Origin of the sequence: Asticcacaulis taihuensis (genome assembly GCF_900100255.1) — a bacterium.
In the GTDB taxonomy this organism is placed as follows: domain Bacteria; phylum Pseudomonadota; class Alphaproteobacteria; order Caulobacterales; family Caulobacteraceae; genus Asticcacaulis; species Asticcacaulis taihuensis.
In genome coordinates this window covers 164,565-184,678 of the sequence record NZ_FMTS01000006.1, presented here as the reverse complement: position 1 = coordinate 184,678, position 20,114 = coordinate 164,565, and the positions used below count along the sequence as shown (strand labels likewise).

The window sequence follows — 20,114 nt, the reverse complement described above, 5'->3', positions numbered from 1 at the left end:
GCTATCTCAAGGCGATCATAGCCTGTTTTGGTGTATGAGAAAGGGCCGGCCCCGAAGGCCGGCCTCTGCGGCTCACTGGCCGAAGTTATAACGGAGTGTCACGCCGACCTTGCGTTCTTCAGGTGCGGTCCGCAGCCACGAATAACCACCGGCGTAGCCACCTTCGTAGTTTGCATTCATGCCGCGGTCGATCGACTTGTCGAACAGGTTCTGCGCCCACAGGCTCAGTTCCCATTGCTCGTCCGGATTGCGCAGGCCGACATAGAGGTCGACCGGCGTATAGGACGAGATGTGCTTGTCGAGCGCCAGATTATAGGATGGCGGAATATAGCGCACGAGACCACGCACGAAGCCCTCGTATTTCCTGAACTGGTGGCTGTACTCGGATCGCAGCGTCATGTTGAACTTGCCGGCTTCGTTGCCGAAGGTGTCCTGGAGAGGACGATCACTGGCGCACAGCGAAACCTGCCGGCCGGGCTGGACATAGGCGCCACCATTGTCTGGCACGCCATCGTTATTGCTGTCATTGCAATAAAGCAGGGCATTGTCGTAGTGCGCATCGATGTAGGCCGCGGAAATCTGGGCGTTCCAACGATCGGTGATGAGCCAGTTCGCCGTGGCCTCGATGCCTTTTGATACGACGTCGCCATTGGTATTGAAGTTGATTGCGCCGGTCCCGGTGTCGGCCGGATATGTGCCGCCAGGACCAGTGCCGTCCGGCTCGCCTGCGACGGCCGCCGTCCGCACCCAGGTGCCATTGGCGCGTGCGATATAGTTATGGATGTTCTGCTGGAAGATGTCCGCGCTGAAGGTGACGCGACGATCGAACAGCTTCGACTTATAACCAATCTCATACGAGTCCGTCGTTTCGGGCTGGTAGATATAGTAATGCGGGTCGAGACCGACGGCCGTGATGAAACCCACCGCCCCGCCAGGGCGCAGCCCCTTTGAGTAGCTGGCATAGGCCATGGTGTCCTTATCGAACGTATGCTTGTAGCTCAATGAGCCGGTTGTTCCGTGACTCTTGAGGTGGGTCAGGTCAGCCGAAAGCGCCGGCTGAGTCAGACCGAAATAGCTCAGATACTGCTGGTTCTGAGACTTGTTTTCCTGATAACGCAGGCCCAGCTCAATCGTGTCATTCGCTGTGACAGCAAAGCGATGATCGGTGAAGAAGGCGGTATTCTGACCATAGTTATCGGGATCGGTCGTGCCCGTGAGGGTGGTCTCCAGCGGTGCGGTGTACGGTGCATAGAAGTAGTAAGCCAGCGGTTGGGTGAAGGTCGCTGCGCCGGTGTTCTTGCTGTAGTAAGCCCCCACCATCCAGGTCCAGAACCCGGCCTTGGTGGATTCTAAACGCAATTCATGCGTCATCTGCCGCGTCTTGGCATAGACATCCTGCTGGTAGGTCCAGCCGGAGATGACGTTGGTGACGTCCTGGTCGCGCAGATCCTCCTCACGCCCCTGTTGCAAGCCGCCGATATAGCTTAAGCGTTGACCGCCCAGGTCCCAACTGACGTTCAGCGAGGTCAGTTGTGAGTGGCTGCGGAAGTCGTACATACCTTCCGTCACCGAGGCCCGGTTGCTTGCCGTCAGAGTCGGGCCGTCCGCCTGCCCGCTGACCGGCGCGCCGACCGCCACCTGATAATTGACATTGGTATCGTTCAATTGCTGATGAACCAAGAGAATTTCAAGATTGCTCATGGGCTTGTACAGCAGGGAAATACGCCCGCCGTGCGCCATATCGCTGTTGTCGCGATCATTGATGACATTGTGCACGCCATTTTCGGAATAATCGTAGACACCGGCCAGACGGATCGCCAGCTTGTCCTGAATCAGCGGGATGCTGACACCCAACTGGCTGTTCATCTGGGAACGTGACCCGAAGGTCTGATTATAGGTGCCTTCAAAGCGATGCAGATTGGGGCGCTGGGTTGCGATCGTGATGGCGCCGGCCGGTGAGGTTTGGCCACGCAAAGTGCCCTGCGGACCACGCAGCACTTCAACCTGCGAAATGTCGAACAGGCTGCGGAAGGCATCCGAGGTCGAGATCGGCGTTTCGTTCCAGTAGACCTGGACTGTGGGGGACGCCCCCGTATCCGGATCGAAGGTCACGCCACGCAGCGATACGTTTTGCCCACGGCCGTCGGCCGCGTTGAGAACCAGGCCGGGGCTCAGCTTTTGAACATCCTCGAATTTCTGGACGTTCAGTTTGGCAAGCGTGTCGCCGGTCACCGCGTCCACGGACATTGGCACGGTCTGAAGGCTTTCCTTGCGCTTCGTGGCTGTGACCACGACAACCGTGGCGTCATCCCCGCTGATAGTCTTTTCCTGGGCGAAAGCCGGCATCGCCAACGCCACCGCGCCGACAGCCACAGACGCGTACATAACCGATTTAAAAAAAGTCATTGTGTCCCTCCTGATGCGGCACCCTTCGATGGCACCGCCTGTTTCCCTGGCCGGCACCCCGGCAACTCGCCTGCAATCCGGATTTCATTTCCGGATTTCATATTCTGAACGTCATTCTCCATATCCGGGACGAAAGTGTCAACTACCGTTTCATTATTTCAATTAAAAGTGTACGGATATGTTGCGTTTTTGCAGCAGAGGCACTGACAATAAAAATGGCGCCGCTTTCGCGACGCCAGGTACAGCCTTGAAGAGAGGCCTCGAAACGATCTACTTGCCGCAAGCGGGGAGAGCCGCAAGATCGGTATCAATGTCAGCCAAAACCTTATCGGTAAAGGTATCGGCGGCATACGCCTGAAGTGAACGCAAGGTCATAGGCCGTGCCTGATCGATCTGATCATTATCCTTTAGTTCAGGCACACGCTTGATGAGGATCGCCTTGGCTGCCGGATTATCCAGCAACTCGCCTACCGTCGAATCCGACGAAAGTGTCTCGGCAGCACAGGCCGGCGCTTCAGAAGCGGCAGCATCGGACGAAGCCGGCATCGAGGCCGTTTGCGCGTGGACCGTGCCACCTGCCAGTAAAGCACACGCAGCCGCGGTCGCTACAATATTCATATTTTTCATAATAATTTCCTTCCTTTATGGCGATCCACATTGAGAGAGCCGATTCCACCCAAAGCCAGGCGCGCCAATCTTGCGCTATTGCCGGCTGTGAATTCAGCCTAACCCAGGCCTTGTTAAAAGTAAACGGTAGTGTTACTTTATTTTCAAATTCGAAGAAACATAACCAAAGGGAACGGAACCGTTGCATTTGTCGCGCCGCACCACACTAAAGCTCGGATTGGCAGCCATTGGCGCCTCTGCGGCTGCCTCCCCGGCCTTTGCCAGCAAGGGATCCTGGCTTTCCAGTGCGACCGCGATGCAACCGTTTGCGCGCCCTTGGATCAGATGGTGGTGGCCGGGCGGTGCCGTTGAAAACACCGAACTAGATAGAGAGATCGCGGTATTGAAGGCCGCAGGCTTCGGCGGGGCTGAAATCCAGGCGTTTAATCCAGCCGTGCCCAATCTCACGGCCGATGAACGCGCGCACATCAACGATTACGCCAACCCGACCTTTTTCGAGCATGTCAAACGCTGCGCCGAAGCCGCCCAAAAGGACCGCGTGCAGATCGACTACACCTTAGGCTCCGCCTGGCCGTCCGGTGGCGGCTTCGCCATTACACCCGAACTGGCTTTGGTCGAACTGACCCCCGCGATTACCTCCATCACCGCGCCTGTTTCAGGACCGATTGTGATAAATCTGCCGGTACAGACGAAGAAGTTTGGTGCCATGGGCGGTCTGGATTCCCGGAATCGCGATCCACGAGCCTCGGACTGGAAGGCCCGTCTTGAAAAGCGCTGGAAGCTTATTGCCATTGTCGCGGTGAAGGGCACGGCGGCGGAAACTGACGGAAAGACCTTCCGCGATTCCAGGGTCCTCATGCCTGGCCAGATTGCGCCCGGCGCTGGCATCGTCGTCACCGAGTGCCTGCAACCCGATGGTATCTTGAACTGGACGCCACCCGAGGCTGGTCCCTGGCAAATCATTGCCTTCAAGCGCTTCACTGTGGACAGCAGTGTCATGGCCGGCGTCGGCGAGGGCCCGCAACTGGTGCTCGATCATTTCAATAAAGCCGCATTCGAGGCCCACGCCCGTCGTGTCGGTGATCCGCTCGACCAATTGGGAACAGCAAAAACAGCTATTCGCGCGACCTTCATCGATAGCCTCGAACTGATGACCGACCTGCACTGGTCAGATGACTTCCCTGAGCAGTTTCAGAAGCGGCGTGGCTACGATCTGATGCCTTATCTGCCTTACCTGGTTCAGCCTGGCTGGATGAACCCGTGGAACCCGCGCGTATCGCAACCCTACTATATTTCCGATGATACTGGTGATCGCGTACGCGCCGATTATCGGGCGGTGGTTTCGGAGCTGTTGATCGAGAATTTCTGGCAGCCCTTCGTCGACTGGAATCATCGTCACGGCTTCAAGGCACGTTTGCAGGCGCACGGTGGGCCTAGCGACGTGTTATGCGCCTATGGCCTGGCCGATATACCTGAAACCGAGGACCTTGGGGCCGGCGGGAACACCCACGTTCTAAGGCTTGCGCGCGCCGCCGCAGATATTTATGGCCGCCCCATGGTCAGTTGCGAAAGCATGTGCTGGATCGGCACGCCTTACGAGGTTACACCGGCTCAATGGCTTGGCCGGGCAAATCTGCTGTTTGTCAGCGGCGTCAATGCGTTGGTCATGCACGGCTTTCCGTATGCCCTGCATAAAGAGAAGTGGCCCGGTTGGTTTCCCTTCGAGCCCAGCCCGTTTCTGTCCGGCTTCAGCAGCCAGATTAACGAAGCGAACCCCTTGTGGGCAGCAATCCCCACACTGAATGCCTACCTCACGCGCGCTCAGGGTCTGCTGCAAAGTGGTGCCAATATCGTGCCCGTGGCAGTCCTCCTGACCGACATTGGCTACGGCTCCAATCCAGGGGAAGACAAGGTCGAGAAATGGCTGCAAGGTCTGCTCGATGGTGGCTATGACTATGACCGGATCAATCCTGACGGCCTGTCGAAATCGAAAATAAATGGACAATCATTTATTTCCCCCGGCCATGCCCGCTACTCGGCGCTTATCGTACCCGCTTTGAATGGCTTGGCGCCCGGGCTGCTTGACACACTCCTGAGGCTGGCACGTTCGGGAGTAAAAGTCCTTTTTGTTGATCGCGTGCCGGACCGCTCAGACAGTCTGCGCGACAGCCCTGTGGCCGATGCCACCATACGAAAGGGAATGGACGCGCTTCAGGCAGCGGGCGCTCAGGTCGTAGGTGCGGAGCATATTTCCGCATCCCTGGCTTCGGCAGGTGTTTCGCCGAATGTGCGTTTCAAAAGCACGCCGTGCCTGTTTATCGAAAAACGTCACGGCGACGAGACACTGTTCGTGTTCCATAATACGAGTTCCGAGGCCATTACGCTCGACTGTGAGGTTGCGGCCAAGGGATATCCCTGCCTCTACGATCCATTCACCGGTCATCTAAGGGGTCTGGCGCTCCGGACGTCCGGCGGGCTCACCATGCTTAAACTCGATATTGAGGCCGGAGGGGCAAGCTTTGTAGTGTTCACGCCGGACCGATTGAAGGCGCCGAAGGTCCTGGCCACGATTGATACCCGTCCTGGCCCGCAAGCCTGGACACTCACCCTGGCGGGCCACGGGCATCGTGGCCGGGTTGTCACAGGTACTCAGGCCGACTTCACCCTCACAGATTTGTCTACGACGGAGACCCTGGCCGATTTCTCGGGCGAGGCCGCCTATGCCGCGACCTTTGACATCGATCCGGCCTGGCAACACGACCACGCTTCCGTCTGGCTCGACCTGGGCACAGTCCACGACATGGCGCGCGTAACGGTCAACGGGACGGACTTCAGCGCCACCCTGGCGCCACCTTTCCAGATTGACATTACCCAGGCGATCAAAACTGGACCCAATGCCCTGGTCATTCGCACCTTCAACGGTCCCAACAACGCGATGATGGATCTGAAATTGCCGGGTCTGAAAGATTTAAAATTGAAACCCGCGGGCCTGGTTGGCCCCGTAAATCTGATAATGAAGGCCTAGTTCTTATGCTTAAGTTATTTTTGACAATGGCTGTCTCCGCCGCGACCCTCGCCGCCGCCACTTCAACCTTCGCTCAGCCGGAGCCCCCCGATGCCAGGGCGAAAGCCATCGTCGATCAGATGACGCCGGACGAGCAGTTGATTATGGTCAAGGGGAGCTTTGGATGGTTCAGTAAATCAGGTGATGCGGTTATCGCCGCCGGCTGGGTTCCCGGAATCAAAAGGCTTGGCCTGCCGTCATTACGAGAGTCAGATGCCGGAATGGGCGTTGCCAATCTTATGGGAAAACGCACCGGAGACGTCGCGACCTCCCTTCCGTCAGGCTTGGCCGTCGCGGCAACCTGGGACCCGGACATTGCTTATCGCGGCGGCGCAATGATCGGGTCTGAGGCCCGCGCCAAAACCTTCAATGTCTTGCTTGCTGGCGGTGTGAACCTTGTTCGGGATGCCAGAAATGGCCGGAATTTCGAATATGCCGGCGAAGATCCTTTGCTCAGTGGCGTCATGGCGGGGCAGGCCATCAAAGGTGTCCAGAGCAATCATATCCTGTCCACGGTCAAGCACTTCGTGGTTAACGATCAGGAAACTGGCCGCAACGTACTGAGTTCCAGGATTGACGAAGCCAGTCTGCGCGAGTCGGATTTGCTTGCATTCGAACTTGCCATCGAAATCGGGCAACCCGCGTCTGTGATGTGCGCCTATAACCGCATCAATGGCGTCTATGCCTGCGAAAACGACTTCCTGCTCAATAAGGTTCTCAAAGGCGACTGGGCTTATAAGGGCTGGGTCATGTCCGACTGGGGCTCAGTCCACAGTGCCGCACTCGCTGCCAACTCGGGACTGGATCATCAATCGGGGTACACGCTCGACAAAAAACCCTGGTTCGGGGCACCGCTTAAAGACGCACTGGCTGGCGGCTCAGTTTCACGGAACCGTATACACGACATGAATTTCAGGATTGTCCGGTCATTCTACGCCACAGGTCTCATGGACAATCCAGTACCGATTACGCCTCAGGCGATCGACTATGCGTCCAACGCTAAGGTCAGTCAGGAGGCCGCTGAAGCAGGCATTGTCGTCCTTAAGAACAAAGGCAATATATTGCCGCTGGTTCTTGGTGCCCGCAAGGTCGCTGTCATAGGTGGACACGCGGATGTGGGGGTGCTGTCCGGTGGCGGCTCGTCCCAGGTCCGTCCGGTCGGTGGCCCCGCTCTGGAAATCGTTCCCAAAGGGGCCGCAGCGGCGTTTGCCCGGATCACCTATTTCCCGTCTTCGCCCCTAAAGGCTTTAGAGAAACGCTATCCGAGCAGCCAGTTTACCTTCAACAATGGTGACGATGTGGCTGTCGCGACAGCGCTCGCCAAGGACACCGACCTGGTTATTGTCTTTGCAAACCAGTGGGCGACCGAGAGCGAAGACCTCGTAAACATGAACTTGCCCGACAACCAGGACGCTCTCATTGAAGCGCTTGCGGCAGCCAACAAAAAGGTGGTGGTCGTGTTGCAGACAAGTGGCCCTGTCGCTATGCCATGGCTCGACAAAGTCGCAGGCGTTGTGGAGGCCTGGTATCCCGGCTCCAATGGCGGTGAAGCGATCGCCCGCGTTCTGGCCGGCGATGTCGATGCGGCAGGGCGCTTGCCCGTCACATTCCCGACCGCAGCCACGCAACTCCCGCGCCCGGAAATTCCCGGCCTGATCGAGAAGAAGAACTCCAAAGGCGAGATTTCCTACGGCTTGGATTATGGCCTGAAGGCATTCGACGTCGACTATAATATCGAAGGGGCGAATGTGGGCTATCGATGGTTCGAGCACCAGAAACTGAAGCCACTGTTCCCGTTCGGCTATGGTCTGTCGTACACCCGCTTCACCTATTCCGGCCTAAGCCTGGATCCATCGAATAGCCTCCAGGTGAATTTCACAGTCAAGAACGCAGGCAAGCGCCCGGGTATTGCTACGCCTCAGATATATGCCAGCGTTCCTGGACGGGACGGCGTGCGCGTCAAACGGCTTGTGGGGTGGCAGCGTGTCACGCTGAAACCCGGTGAGACCCGGAGCCTCACGGTGCGAATTGACCCCAGACTGCTGGCCAATTTTGATGTCGCCAACCAGAGGTGGAAGGTGGCTGCCGGCGCTTACCATCTGGTGCTCGGAAAATCCTCTGCGGATTCTTCTGCCACGACGACTGTTCAGTTGAGCGAATTATCCATAGCGCCGTGACAGTCACAGCCATCTGATTTGTGAGTGCATTTTTCTGGAAGCCTGCCTAGAGTAAGACCATGGATAACTCGACTACCCCCTCCCGCCCCACGCCGGTTATTTCGGATGAGACCCCACACGCCGAGCGCCCGAAACTACGCGGGCGACCAACAAAGCAACATGCCCCGGTCATTGATCTGGACATCCTGAAGGTCGCAACCGAGTTATTCGCGGACAAGGGCTATGCGGCGACGTCGATGGAAGCGATCGCCACAAAGGTCGGGATCGCCAAGCGGACGCTTTACACCCGCTACCCGGACAAGATCACGCTTTTCAGGGACGTGCTGGAAACCATCATCCGGACGGCAGCCGTACCCGAGCCGATGGCCTTTCCGGATATGCGAACCTGTCTGATGTTCCATACAGAAAACTATTTCATCATCGCCAGCGATCCGTCGATGAAGGTAATCCGCACCCTGGGGGCTGCCGAAGTGATGGGCCTGCCGGAAATTGCCCTCATTGCCGAGGAGATGACTCGCGATATCGGTATCAATCCGATCGCGCAGACAATCCGGGATACGGCGCAACGGACCGGTCTTACTGTAAGCGATCCGGAGTTCATAGCCGCCTCCATACTCGACATGGCAGCCGGTCATTTCAATCGCGTACAGGTTCTCAAATTGAGAAGCGATTTTGCGTCATTCAAGTTCGCGGCCGACCGAATTGTAAACCTTCTGATGGCAGGCATTGCAGAAGAAAATAACCGCAGAGCGTAAACTTGAGACAGCAGTGCTTGACCTCTTACTGATGCACACTGCTTTGGAAGTCTCAACGGTTCGTTCTTGGAAATTCTTGGATCTTGTTCGCGCCGATATTGTTGAAAAAGTTGCTGTTGCTATCGACCTAAAATCCTGGCTCACTCCTCCTATTAGCAGGAGGTTCCGGTTATGACGGACGAGCGGACGGTGATGCGGGCGGCGCCCCAACTATCGATCGACCTAAGCAGGCCGTCATTCTCGATATCGAGTCCTCTCGCGCGATCTGACAGGCAGACGTCAAAGCCGTGCGCACCAAGATTGACCGCGTCGATGAGCGCTTCGGCCGGTACCCGGAAAAGCTGTCCCAACAATCGATCAGGACGGACTAATACGGTATTTGGCCAGTAGCACAGAATGCGGTGCTTGCCCACAGATGGCACAATACCGCCCGAAGACGCCGGCTTGAAAAACCGCTTCTTCTAAGGTTCACTCATGACCGTCTCAGTTCACACTTGGCAGAAGGATCGCGAAGCGGGCGCCGACCACATTGCCACTGTCATCCTTGCGGTTTTCCGCCCAGATTTTGCCGTTGTGCGCTTCGATGATCTGGCGTGAGATCGACAGACCGAGGCCCGAATTCCTGCCAAAGCTCGTGCCCTTGGGGCGCGAGGTATAGAATCGCTGGAAGATGGTTTCCAGATTGTCCTCCGGAATGCCTGGGCCGTCGTCCTCGAAGACAATGCTCGTCGGCCGCAACGGATCGGTGTTGCTGTGCGAGAGTGTGACACGGACCTCGCCGCCTTCTGGCGAGAAGGAGCGGGCATTATCGATGATATTGCGGAAGACCTGGCCGAGCGGCCCTTCGCGGCCATTGACCAGAGACGCGGCCGGCGACAGGGTACGCTTGAAGCTGACCGTCACCTGACCGGCGATATGGCTCTGCTGGTAGAGCGAGATGATATCCTCCAGCAGGGTGCCGACCTCGACCTTTTTCGGCGTATCGCGCGACAGTTCGGCATCGAGGCGCGAGGCGTTGGAAATGTCGGTGATCAGGCGGTCGGCACGGCGCACATCCTGGTTGATGACCGCCATCAGCCTGTCCCTCGCCTCGTCATTCTTCACCAGGGGCAGGGTTTCCAGGGCCGAACGGATCGAGGTTAGCGGATTCTTGATCTCATGCGAGACATCGGCGGCGAAGCGGTCGATTTCCTCCATGCGCCGCCACAGGGTATCGGTCATCGATTCCAGCGAGCGCGCCAGGGTGCCAATCTCGTCCCTGCGCGATTCCAGGTCCGGCAGGGAAATGGCGCGGGTACGCGCCAGGCGGACATTATCCGCCGCCGCCGACAGCCGGTGGATCGGCCGGCTGACCAGCCAGTTGAGCAGCAGGGACGACAGCATGGTGACGCCAAAGGCGACGAGGATGAAGGGCAGCATGGACCAGCGCTGCGCCGCCACGATCTTGTCGACATCGCCGCGCTCGATGGTCAGCACGCCCAGCACTTCTTTCACATGGCGCAGAGGCACCGATACCGACACTACCTTGACGCCGCGCTCATTGCGCCGGACCACGGCGGTGGGCGGCGCACCGGACAGGGCCATCATCACCTCGCCATGCAGTTGCTGTTCGGCCAGCGCCCGGCGGGCCTGACGCTTGGCGGACTTATCCTCCGGCACCGGATCGTTAGGTTTGCGCGCCGGCGGAAGCTGCGACACGTCAATCATGTCGGAAACCGCGTAGGAATCCGAAATCAGGTTGCCCTTGTCATCGAACAGGCGGGCGCGCTGGCCTGACGGAATAAACCTTGCCATGACGAAAGCGGCATTGTCCGCTTCCAGATAGGGTTCCGGCGTGCCTTCAGTTGCCGCTTCAGCGATGACCTCGCCCATGAGCTGGGCCTGTGACAGCAGGGAATCGCTCTGGGCATTGATCAGGCCACCGCGGAAATCGCTCAGAACCAGGGCGCCGATCACGATGATGATCAACCCCAGCACATTCAGCCCGAAGATCAGCCGTCCCAGACGGGACTGACCGAAAGGGAGCCGTTTTAGCCAGGGCTTCGCCATGCGCTCTTAAATTTCCCGGTAGCGATAACCGACGCCGTAGAGGGTTTCGATCGAGTCGAAGGTCGGGTCGACCTGGCGGAACTTCTTGCGCATCCGCTTGACGTGGCTGTCGATGGTGCGGTCATCGACATATACCTGGTCGTCATAGGCGGCATCCATCAGGTTGTCGCGGCTCTTGACGAAGCCAGGGCGCTGGGCCAGGGCGTGCAGCAGCAGGAACTCGGTGACAGTCAGGCGGACCGGCTTGCCGTCCCAGGTGCATTCATGGCGGGCGGCGTCCATGACCAGCTTGCCGCGCTTGAGCGACTTGGCATTGAGCGCCTCGGTGACTTCGGGGGCCTCGCCCTGCTCGACAATGCCGGCGCGGCGCAGCACAGCCTTGACGCGCTCCAGCAGCAGACGCTGCGAAAACGGCTTGTGCATATAGTCGTCGGCGCCGAGATTGAAGCCCAGCACCTCGTCGATCTCGTCATCCTTCGAGGTCAGGATAATGACCGGCAGATTGGAGGTATTGCGCAGGCGGCGCAGGACTTCCATGCCGTCCATGCGCGGCATCTTGACGTCGAGAATGGCCAGGTCGGGCGGGTCTTTTTCGAGCGCTGCCAAACCGGAGGCGCCGTCATAATAGGCCTGGACGGTGTGGCCGCCGCTTTCGAGCGCGAGCGACACGCTGGTGACAATGTTCTCGTCGTCGTCCACCAAAGTAATCTTGGCCATGTGATCTCCGGAATTAAAAAAGCTGTCTCTTAAATAAACGCATATCTCCAAAGTTCAATTGAACTTTGGCGTGTAAAACCACCATCGGCAGTTCCTTATGAGGCACTAAACGCATGGCTGCGGTCTTTTCAGGGCCTGAACACGGCGTTTTCTGGCCTTTGGGTCCGCAAATGCGGCCTAAATCATAATTTAACGTCGAGGGTGTAATAATTCCATGCAGATCAATCACTAAACCGCCGCTTCAGGGACCCCATGAGCCACCGCCCGGTGCATTACGAACTCTTTTCCCGCCGCACCCCGCAATCGTCGTGGGTGCTGGAAATGGCGTCGGAATCGCGCGATCAGGTGGTGGCCGCGGCAGATGAAATGCTGAAAAGCGGCCGCGCCGCGGTGCGGGTCACCAAGGAAATGCTCGACCCGGACAGCGGTGAATACAGCAGCGTGACCGTGCTGGACAAGGGCGTGGCGGTGGCGGCGAAAAAGCCGAAACTGGCCCCCACCACCGATACGGTCTGCACCAGCCCGCAGGACCTTTACAGTGCGCTTGCCCGTGAGAAGATTTCGCGCCTGCTGGAAGACTGGCTGAAGCTGCAGGGCGTGACGGCATTCGAACTGCTGCACCGGCCCGATCTGGCCGAACGGCTGGAAGCCTCCGGCAGCGAACTTTTGCATGTGGTGCAAAAGCTGGCCGTTCCCGAAAGCCACGAAACCGGCCAGGCCCTGCATGACCTGATGCGGCGCTGGACGGGCCTGTTCGACAAGGCGTGCACCCGCCTGATCCAGGATGGCCGCAAGGGGCTTTTCCCGGAACTGACGCCGGAGAATTGCCTGGAAGTGGTCGATCGCCTGCATGACCACCCTGAACGCGCCTATGTCTTCGGCGGCGCGCTGGCGGCCACCCTGAAAGGCCAGCGCCGGCCATCGGTGAAGCTGGAAACTCTGCTGATCCATGCCGGTCTGATCAATGCCTGGCTCGATGCGCATCCGGAGCGCGAATGGGCGCTGCAACTGATCGAAATTCCGGTTGTGGAGCTTTTTGCCGCGCGCGGCAGCCTGAACGATGTGCTGGGCGAAGAGATGGACCTTGGCGGCGCCATGATGATCATGACCCGCCTGGCGGCCGGCCGCGAAGTGGACCTGATCGCCCGCGCCGACGCCCGCGTGGCCCGCCTGACCCCGCCGCTCAGCGGTGTTCTGGGCGGCTACCACGACCTGATCCTGAACAGCCGCCTGCCGCACCTGAGCTATCATATTTCCAAGCGCCTGATGCAGGAACTGAAGAGCCCGCGCCGTCTGCGCCCGAATGACCCGATGGGCGAGATCGAGATCCTGCGCGTCCTGGCCCTGTGCATGACTGCCGCCGGCCGTGATGAAAGCCAGAGGGACGACATCACCGAAGCCTTTGCCGACCGGTCCCGCAAGCTGGTGTCGGCGGATTTCATCACCAACCTGCTGGAAACCGCCGAAACGCCGGCTGAGGAGGCCGACCGCCTGATCTGGCTGTGCGAAAACATGGTCGGCGCCGCCAACAAGCGCCAGGCGGCGCGATGGCTGTCGCAGATCGTCGGCGCCGACAAGTTCGAGCGCCATATGCGCGAAAGCCAGCAATCGGCGGCACAGCGCCTGCTCTCGCTGGCGCAGATGCAGGGCCGTGTGGCGGCTGCGGCGCTGATCGACCAGGATGGCGAAGAGGTCACCCGCCGACTTGGCCTTATCGGTAATCAGATCGCCACCGATGTGAAACTGCTGGCCCATATCCAGCGCGGCGGCGCCTCCCCCATGCAGAAGTTTTCGATGCTGCTGAGCTTCGCCGCCGGGCAGTCCGCGCCTTTCGGCCCCTTAAGCGAGCAGGCGAAAGCCGAAGTGATGAAGATGATGCGCGATCCGGCCCTGCGCTCGGGGCTTTCGGCTCAGCCGCAGATACTGGCGACGCTCAGGCCGATGATGCAGGCGGCGGGGGTATTAGCCGCCTAAGCGCGATCCAGTAAAGTGCGACGAACCTTCTGGATAAATTGCGCGTCAGAGGATTCCGCGGAATTTGAGTTCCAGCAGCACATTGTTGGGATCAACCACGAATAACTGTGTCAGTGCGATCTCCGGCAGTTCGGCGCGTTCATAACGCAGGCCCTTGGTGTCAAGCCGAGACACCATGCCATCAAGATCGTCGCACTCGAAGGCGACATGGTGGATGGCGCCGGTAGTGCCGCCGGGAATGACCTCGCGTTCGTAAGTATTGTCTGTGCCGAAGAGATTGAGGTGGATGACGGCCCGTTCGCCGGCATAGAGCCATTGGCGCTCTTCCGGCCTGCGGCGCGGCGCCGTCCTGGCCACCAGCCCCAGCAGGTCGCCATAAAAGGCGATGGTGCCCGCCATGTCGCGGGTCTGGATATTGACGTGGTCGAGAGTTTTGACGGTCATAGTCAAACCCTATCGTATTCGCCGCGCTGGCACAATAATCTCCCCCTCTTGGAGGGGGAGGTGGCGCGCAGCGCCGAAGGGGGTAACTTCGCCTGAGTCATTTACCCCCTCTTCCCTTCGCCGCACGCGGCGGAGGGAAGCTCCCCCTCCAAGAGGGGGAGATTTTTCAGGGCTTACGCCGCCCGGATATGCGCCAGGAAGTTGTTGATCTGGGTGCGCAGGTTTTCGGCCTGGAGCGCCAGTTCGCCGGAAGCTGACAGTACCTGTGCCGCGCCGGCGCCGGTTTCCTCGGCCATGCGGGCCACGCCGGTGATGTTGGAGGTCACCTCCTGCGTGCCGAGCGACGCCTGATTGACCGCCTGGACGATCTCGCTGGTGGCGGCGCCCTGCTGTTCGACGGCGGCGGCAATGGTGGATGACGAGTCGTTGATGTCGCGGATCGTGCCGGTGATATTCTCGATGGCCTCGACCGCGCGCTTTGTCGTCGACTGGATGCTGCCGATATGCTGACTGATCTCGGACGTCGCCTTACCGGTCTGCTGGGCCAGTTGCTTGACCTCGGCGGCGACGACCGCAAAGCCCTTACCGGCCTCGCCGGCTCGGGCCGACTCGATGGTGGCATTCAGCGCCAGCAGATTGGTTTGAGAGGCAATGCCGGCAATCATGTCGACAATGCCATTGATGCGATCGGCGGCTTCGGACAGTTCCTGAACGATGGCGGCGGTGGAGTCGGCCTCGCGCACCGCTTCACGCGCCATGACAGAGGAGTGCTCGACCTGACGGCCGATCTCGGAGACGGAAGCCCCCAGTTCTTCGGCCGAGCTGGCGACTGAAGTGACATTGGTGCCGGCTTCTTCGGCGGCGGCGGAAACCGAAGTGGCCTGAGCCGCCGATTCCTGGGCTGAGGATGTCAGTTGCGAAGCTGTGGCCTGCATTTCAGTGGCAGCGGAGGAGACCATTTCGACAATGCCGCCGACGGCGCTTTCAAACTGATCGGCCAGTTCGTACATGGTTTTCCGGCGCTGAATTTCGGCATCTTCGCGCGCCTGGCGGGTTTCTTCTTCAAGCGCCAGGTTGCGGATCATATTGTCCTTGAAGACCTCAACAGCAGAGGCCATGTCGCCGATTTCGTTGCGTTCGCCGATATTGGGGATTTTCGCCGTGGTAACGCCATTGGCCAGGGTGCGCATGGCGTCCGTCATCTTGCGGACAGGGTTTGAGATACCGGTAATCATCAACCCGCCGATAGCGCCGCCCAGCAGCACCGCCAGACCGATGGCTACCATAATGAAGGTCTTGGCTTCCGCACCTTTGCGCATACTGCCGGTAGCCGCGGCATTACCCATTTCCACCTGGAATTCCCGATCGGCGGTTACGGTTGCACGCACGCGGTCGACAATGGGCTGCATATCTCCAATATATATTGCCATGGCCATTTCGGTATTATTGGCGGCCAGGCTGGATTCAAATTTTGCGGACACGGCAATATAATCCGCAAGGGCCGCGTGCATCGCCTTTGCCAGTCCCTCTTCTTTACCAGGCGTAATGGTCGGATCGTATGCCTTTAAATCCTGTTCTATTTCTTCAAGCGTGTTACGCGCCTTGGCCAGGGTTTTCTCACGGTCCTCCCCGCTCCGCAGCAGAGCGACCCCTTGCAGCAGCCTGTAGCGTTCGAAATCTTCTGACAGGCTGCCTATGGCCTGTGTCGCGGGCAGCCAGTTGGTGGCGACGGCGTTGGATTGCGCATTCACCGTGTCCAGGCTCAGCCAGGAAAATACTCCTGTCCCGATCGTCGTCAGCAGAAGAAGAGAAATCGCCGCGATGACGCGGAAACGGATTGTAAAATTCTTAAGCATTTCTGCCCCCGAAACACGTGACACCTGGCAGCCACTTGGCGCAGGCACGTAACGTTGTTTTTGAATATTCGCCGGTTAACAGGGGGTAAATATTGTACAGAATGCGAAACTATGTCGCACTTTGTAAGAGTTGAAAAATCCTGCAAAAACCGTACTTTGCATCACAAAGCCTTACAAAATCTACGGTTTAATGCGCTTCATCCCAGTTCAGGGCGGCGTGGGCCTCGACGATCAGGGGCACGCTCATTTCAAGGGCCGGCAGGGTGGCGTCCGACATGATGTGTTTGATCAGCGGGATCACGGCCTCGACTTCCGAATCAGGCGCCTCGAAGATCAGTTCGTCGTGAACCTGGAGCAGCATTTTTGTGGTAAAGCCGGCGTCAAGCAGCGCCTGCGGCATCCGCATCATGGCACGGCGGATGACATCGGCGGCTGTGCCCTGGATCGGCGCATTGATGGCGGCGCGTTCGGCGAATGATTTCAGCGCCCCCTTGCCATTGATCTCCGGAATATGGATCTTGCGGCCCATCAGGGTCATGACGAAGCCATTGGCGCTCACGAAGGCTTTTGTGGCGTCCATATAGCCCTTGATGCCGGGGAAGCGGTCGAAATAGGTCTCGATATAGCGGCCGGCCTCGCCGCGTTCGATGCCGAGTTGGTTGGAGAGGCCGAAGGCAGAAATACCATAGATGATGCCGAAATTGATCGCCTTGGCGCGCCTGCGGATTTCGGAGGTCATCTCTTCCATCGGCACATTGAACATTTCCGAAGCGGTCATGGCATGGATATCGTCGCCGCGCTGGAAGGCTTCCTTCAACTGCGGAATGTCGCCGATATGGGCCAGGATGCGTAATTCGATCTGGGAGTAGTCGGCGCTGATCAGCTTGTGGCCGGGTTTGGCAATAAACGCCTGGCGAATCTTGCGGCCTTCGGCGGTGCGGATCGGGATATTCTGTAGGTTGGGTTCGTTGGAACTGAGGCGCCCGGTCGGCGTCGCCGCCAGGTGGAAGCTGGTATGGATGCGCTGGGTGTTTTTGTCGGCATAGCCGGTGAGGGCATCGGTATAGGTGCCTTTGAGCTTGGCCATCTGGCGGTAATCGAGCAGCATTCTGGCCAGCGGCTGGCCGGCCTCAAGGCCCGGTTTGCCTTCGGCGATTTCTTCCAGCACCTTGACGTCGGTGGCCCACTGGCCTGAGGCCGTGCGCTTGCCGCCGGTTAGCTGCATTTCATCGTAGAAGATCTGGCCCAGTTGCTGGGGACTGTTCATATTGAACGGCCGGCCGACAAGGGCTTGCGCCTCCTGTTCGATGGCGTTCATGCGCGTGCCGAAATCATGCGACAGGCTTTGCAATATGGCCGGATCGATGCGGATGCCGGCCAACTCCATTTCAGACAGCACGGCGGGCATCTGGCGTTCGAGGGTCTCGTAGACCGTGACCAGACCTTCGCGTTGCAGACGCGGTTTCAGGATATGCCACAGGCGAAGCGTCACATCGGCGTCTTCGGCGGCGTATTCGGTGGCCTCTTTCAGGGCTACATATTTGAACGATTTCGCTGACTTGCCGCTGCCGGCCACCTGTTTGAACGGTATTGGGGTGTGGCCGAGATGCAGTTCAGAGAGCTCGTCCATACCGTGACCATGCAGCCCGCCTTCGAGCACATAGGAGATCAGCATGGTGTCGTCATAAGGCGCCACATCGATGCCGTGGCGATGGAGGACCGACAGGTCGTATTTGATGTTCTGGCCAACCTTGAGGATGGTCGGGTCTTCAAACAAAGGCTTCAGCGCGGCAATGGCCGTCTGAAAATCGATCTGCTCGATTCCGCCGCCATCACCAAAATCGAAACCCTCATTTGAGGTGTGCGCCAGCGGAATATAGCACGCCTGATTGACGCCAACCGCCAGAGAGATACCCACCAGACCGGAGTGCGAAGCCGACAGATCATCGGTTTCGGTATCGATGGCAATCACCTGCGCCTCATAGGCGCAGGCAATCCACTTCTCCAGCGCTTCCATCGACTGGACGCATTCATAGGTCTCGCGGTGGATTGGCTGGATGGCGGCCTCGGCCGACCCCTGTTTCGTTGCGCTATAGAGCGGGCGCAGGATCGGCGCGGTCGGCAGCTTATCGAGTGCCGAGGAGGCTTGCAGCAGGCTTAAGGAATTACCGCCGACACGCTTGGCCAGGGAATTAAACTCCATAAGGCCGAGGAAGGTCAAAAGGACGTCCTGCTCGGGTTCTTTCAGGATAAAAGTATCGATATCGACCGGCGTGGGGCTATCACAGCGCAGGGTCACCAGTTCGCGCGACATCAGGATCTGGTCTTTGAAGTCGATCAGGGTCTGGCGACGTTTTTCCTGCTTGATCTCACCAGCACGGGCGAGGACGGCATCGAGATTGCCGTATTCGAGCAGCAGTTGCGCGGCGGTCTTGACGCCGATGCCCGGGGCGCCGGGGACGTTATCGGCGGAATCCCCTATCAGAGCCTGAGCATCGACCACCAGTTCGGGCGGCACGCCAAATTTCTCGATCACGCCCTCGCGGCCGACCAGGGTGCCCTTGACCGGGTCCATCAGGCTGACATCGTCATCAACCAGTTGCATCAGATCCTTATCGGAGGAAATGATGGTGACCTTGAAGCCGTCCTTCTTGGCCAGGTGCGTATAGGTGCAGATCAGGTCGTCGGCCTCGAAATTTTCCATCTCGATGGCGGGCAGGCCAAAAGCGCGGGTGGCCTCGCGGATCAGCGGAAACTGCGGGATCAGGTCTTCCGGCGCCAGCGGACGGTGGGCCTTGTACTGGTCGTAGATTTCATTGCGGAAGGTCTTGGAACCGGCATCGAAAATGACCGCCAGGTGCGAGGGCGCGTCATCGCCGCGGTGCTCCTTTATCAGCTTGAACAGCATGTTGCAGAAGCCGGCCACGGCTCCGACCGGCAGGCCATCCGACTTGCGTGTCAGGGGCGGCAGGCCATGATAGGCGCGGAAAATATAACCGGAGCCGTCGATCAGGACGAGGCGCTTCTGTTTTTCGGTATCTGACATGCGTTTTCTGTTCGGAAGGTGTTCGGCTGACTTCATAGGACGTTCCGCACCACATGCCAATTCAAAGCGACAGGTAACGTCAGGATTTACATTCTGAAACCAGTTATGTCGGCACGGCCGTTATGCCGCAGTGCGATATGAAATCCGTTGTGCTAGTGCGAGATAAATTTTTTCAAATCCAGCCAGACCCAGTAATCCGGAGTACCCCCATGTCCATGATGAAAGAAAACGACCAGACCCGCCTGCAGATTCAGGCCAGCGGTATTCTCGAAGCGTTTTTGCAGGACCACATCACCTTGCGGGAGGCGGTCGCCGATCTGGCCCATCTGTGCCGGCTGGACCTGTGCCACCTGAATGGCCCGAACATGGACAAGCGCTTGGCGGATACACTGGTTCTGGCCTCGAACGGTGAGATCGATCATGACTTCGCCGTGACGCATCTGGTGCGCCTGGCCACGACCCATGTGCTGTGTGTTGAAACGCCTTACGCTTTTAACTGATCACCAGTTTCCGATATTCGGCATCGATGCCCAGGGTTCCGCGGGTGCCAGCGAACCATTCTTTTGCAGCAGTTCCACCGAAATGCCGTCCGGTGAGCGGACAAAGGCCATATGGCCGTCGCGCGGCGGGCGATTGATCAGCACGCCCATATCGGCAAAGCGCTGGCAGGCGGCGTAGATGTCATCGACCTCATAGGCGACATGGCCGAAATTGCGGCCGCCGGTATAGGTCTCGACCACGCCGCTCTCGTCCGGCCAGTTATAGGTCAGTTCCAGTTCCGGCGCCTTGAAGGATCGCGCGTGATCCTCATCAAGCGGGGCCGCCAGATAGAGCAGGGTAAAGCGGCCCTTTTCGGATTCCATGCGGCGGGTCTCTATCAGACCCAGACCCTTGCACCAGAAAGCCAGGGAGGCTTCTAGGTCATGGACCCGCACCATGGTATGCAGAAAACGCATAAATAACTCCGAATTGGGGTGAATTGCCCCCTCCGGCGAGACA

At 58.8% G+C, this 20,114-nt stretch carries 15 protein-coding genes; 5 read left to right on the top strand and 10 right to left on the bottom strand.

Going from position 1 to position 20,114, the window contains the following annotated elements:
- Window positions 1-72 precede the first annotated feature (72 nt).
- Together BLO49_RS14745 and BLO49_RS14740 are read right to left on the bottom strand one after the other, a co-directional pair.
- Complete coding sequence (locus BLO49_RS14745; RefSeq protein ID WP_090650018.1) at window positions 73-2,406, bottom strand: TonB-dependent receptor; 2,334 nt, start codon at window positions 2,404-2,406, stop codon at window positions 73-75.
- Window positions 2,407-2,676: 270 nt separating this feature from the next.
- Entirely contained in the window at window positions 2,677-3,033 is a 357-nt protein-coding gene (locus tag BLO49_RS14740; RefSeq protein WP_245679056.1) for a hypothetical protein, read from the bottom strand.
- A 187-nt stretch (window positions 3,034-3,220) separates the two neighbouring features.
- Between BLO49_RS14740 and BLO49_RS14735 the strand changes: the two genes are divergently transcribed.
- From BLO49_RS14735 to BLO49_RS14725, 3 genes are read left to right on the top strand one after another with little or no spacing between them, the layout of a single operon-like run.
- A complete protein-coding gene (locus BLO49_RS14735) occupies window positions 3,221-6,058 on the top strand; it encodes a glycosyl hydrolase (RefSeq protein ID WP_139159705.1) in 2,838 nt (945 codons plus the stop codon).
- A gap of 26 nt (window positions 6,059-6,084) precedes the next feature.
- A complete protein-coding gene (locus BLO49_RS14730) occupies window positions 6,085-8,274 on the top strand; it encodes a beta-glucosidase family protein (RefSeq protein WP_090650015.1) in 2,190 nt (729 codons plus the stop codon).
- Window positions 8,275-8,333: 59 nt separating this feature from the next.
- Window positions 8,334-9,029, top strand: a complete 696-nt coding sequence (locus tag BLO49_RS14725; protein WP_090650013.1) for a TetR/AcrR family transcriptional regulator — start codon at window positions 8,334-8,336, stop codon at window positions 9,027-9,029.
- A 152-nt stretch (window positions 9,030-9,181) separates the two neighbouring features.
- Here BLO49_RS14725 and BLO49_RS18225 read toward each other — a convergent pair whose 3' ends face one another.
- The 4 genes from BLO49_RS18225 to BLO49_RS18220 form a co-directional block, all read right to left on the bottom strand.
- Window positions 9,182-9,379: a hypothetical protein gene (locus BLO49_RS18225; RefSeq protein WP_139159704.1), complete on the bottom strand. Its 198-nt coding sequence runs from the start codon at window positions 9,377-9,379 to the stop codon at window positions 9,182-9,184.
- 133 nt (window positions 9,380-9,512) lie between these two features.
- The gene (locus BLO49_RS14720) at window positions 9,513-11,078 is read right to left on the bottom strand and encodes an ATP-binding protein (RefSeq protein WP_090650012.1); all 1,566 of its coding nucleotides are present in this window, start codon (window positions 11,076-11,078) and stop codon (window positions 9,513-9,515) included.
- A gap of 6 nt (window positions 11,079-11,084) precedes the next feature.
- The gene (locus BLO49_RS14715) at window positions 11,085-11,795 is read right to left on the bottom strand and encodes a two-component response regulator ChvI (RefSeq protein WP_090650010.1); all 711 of its coding nucleotides are present in this window, start codon (window positions 11,793-11,795) and stop codon (window positions 11,085-11,087) included.
- A 13-nt stretch (window positions 11,796-11,808) separates the two neighbouring features.
- A complete protein-coding gene (locus tag BLO49_RS18220) occupies window positions 11,809-12,024 on the bottom strand; it encodes a hypothetical protein (RefSeq protein WP_139159703.1) in 216 nt (71 codons plus the stop codon).
- 23 nt (window positions 12,025-12,047) lie between these two features.
- Here BLO49_RS18220 and BLO49_RS14710 point away from each other — a divergent pair, with 23 nt between their 5' ends.
- The gene (locus BLO49_RS14710; protein ID WP_090650008.1) at window positions 12,048-13,769 is read left to right on the top strand and encodes a hypothetical protein; all 1,722 of its coding nucleotides are present in this window, start codon (window positions 12,048-12,050) and stop codon (window positions 13,767-13,769) included.
- 45 nt (window positions 13,770-13,814) lie between these two features.
- On the opposite strand, the gene BLO49_RS14705 is transcribed toward BLO49_RS14710, so the two are convergent.
- The 3 genes from BLO49_RS14705 to polA form a co-directional block, all read right to left on the bottom strand.
- The gene (locus BLO49_RS14705) at window positions 13,815-14,213 is read right to left on the bottom strand and encodes a VOC family protein (protein WP_090650006.1); all 399 of its coding nucleotides are present in this window, start codon (window positions 14,211-14,213) and stop codon (window positions 13,815-13,817) included.
- 173 nt (window positions 14,214-14,386) lie between these two features.
- Window positions 14,387-16,069 carry a methyl-accepting chemotaxis protein gene (locus BLO49_RS14700; RefSeq protein WP_090650005.1) on the bottom strand — a complete coding sequence of 561 codons (1,683 nt, stop codon included), beginning with the start codon at window positions 16,067-16,069 and terminating at the stop codon, window positions 14,387-14,389.
- A 187-nt stretch (window positions 16,070-16,256) separates the two neighbouring features.
- On the bottom strand, window positions 16,257-19,115 hold the full coding sequence (gene polA / locus BLO49_RS14695; RefSeq protein WP_090650163.1) for a DNA polymerase I: 2,859 nt from the start codon (window positions 19,113-19,115) through the stop codon (window positions 16,257-16,259).
- Between the two features lie 209 nt (window positions 19,116-19,324).
- Here polA and BLO49_RS14690 point away from each other — a divergent pair, with 209 nt between their 5' ends.
- Entirely contained in the window at window positions 19,325-19,615 is a 291-nt protein-coding gene (locus tag BLO49_RS14690; protein ID WP_090650003.1) for a hypothetical protein, read from the top strand.
- Here BLO49_RS14690 and BLO49_RS14685 read toward each other — a convergent pair whose 3' ends face one another.
- Window positions 19,616-20,071 (bottom strand): VOC family protein, encoded by a 456-nt coding sequence (locus BLO49_RS14685; RefSeq protein WP_090650001.1) that lies wholly within the window; start codon window positions 20,069-20,071, stop codon window positions 19,616-19,618. It lies immediately after the preceding gene.
- Window positions 20,072-20,114: the final 43 nt, after the last annotated feature.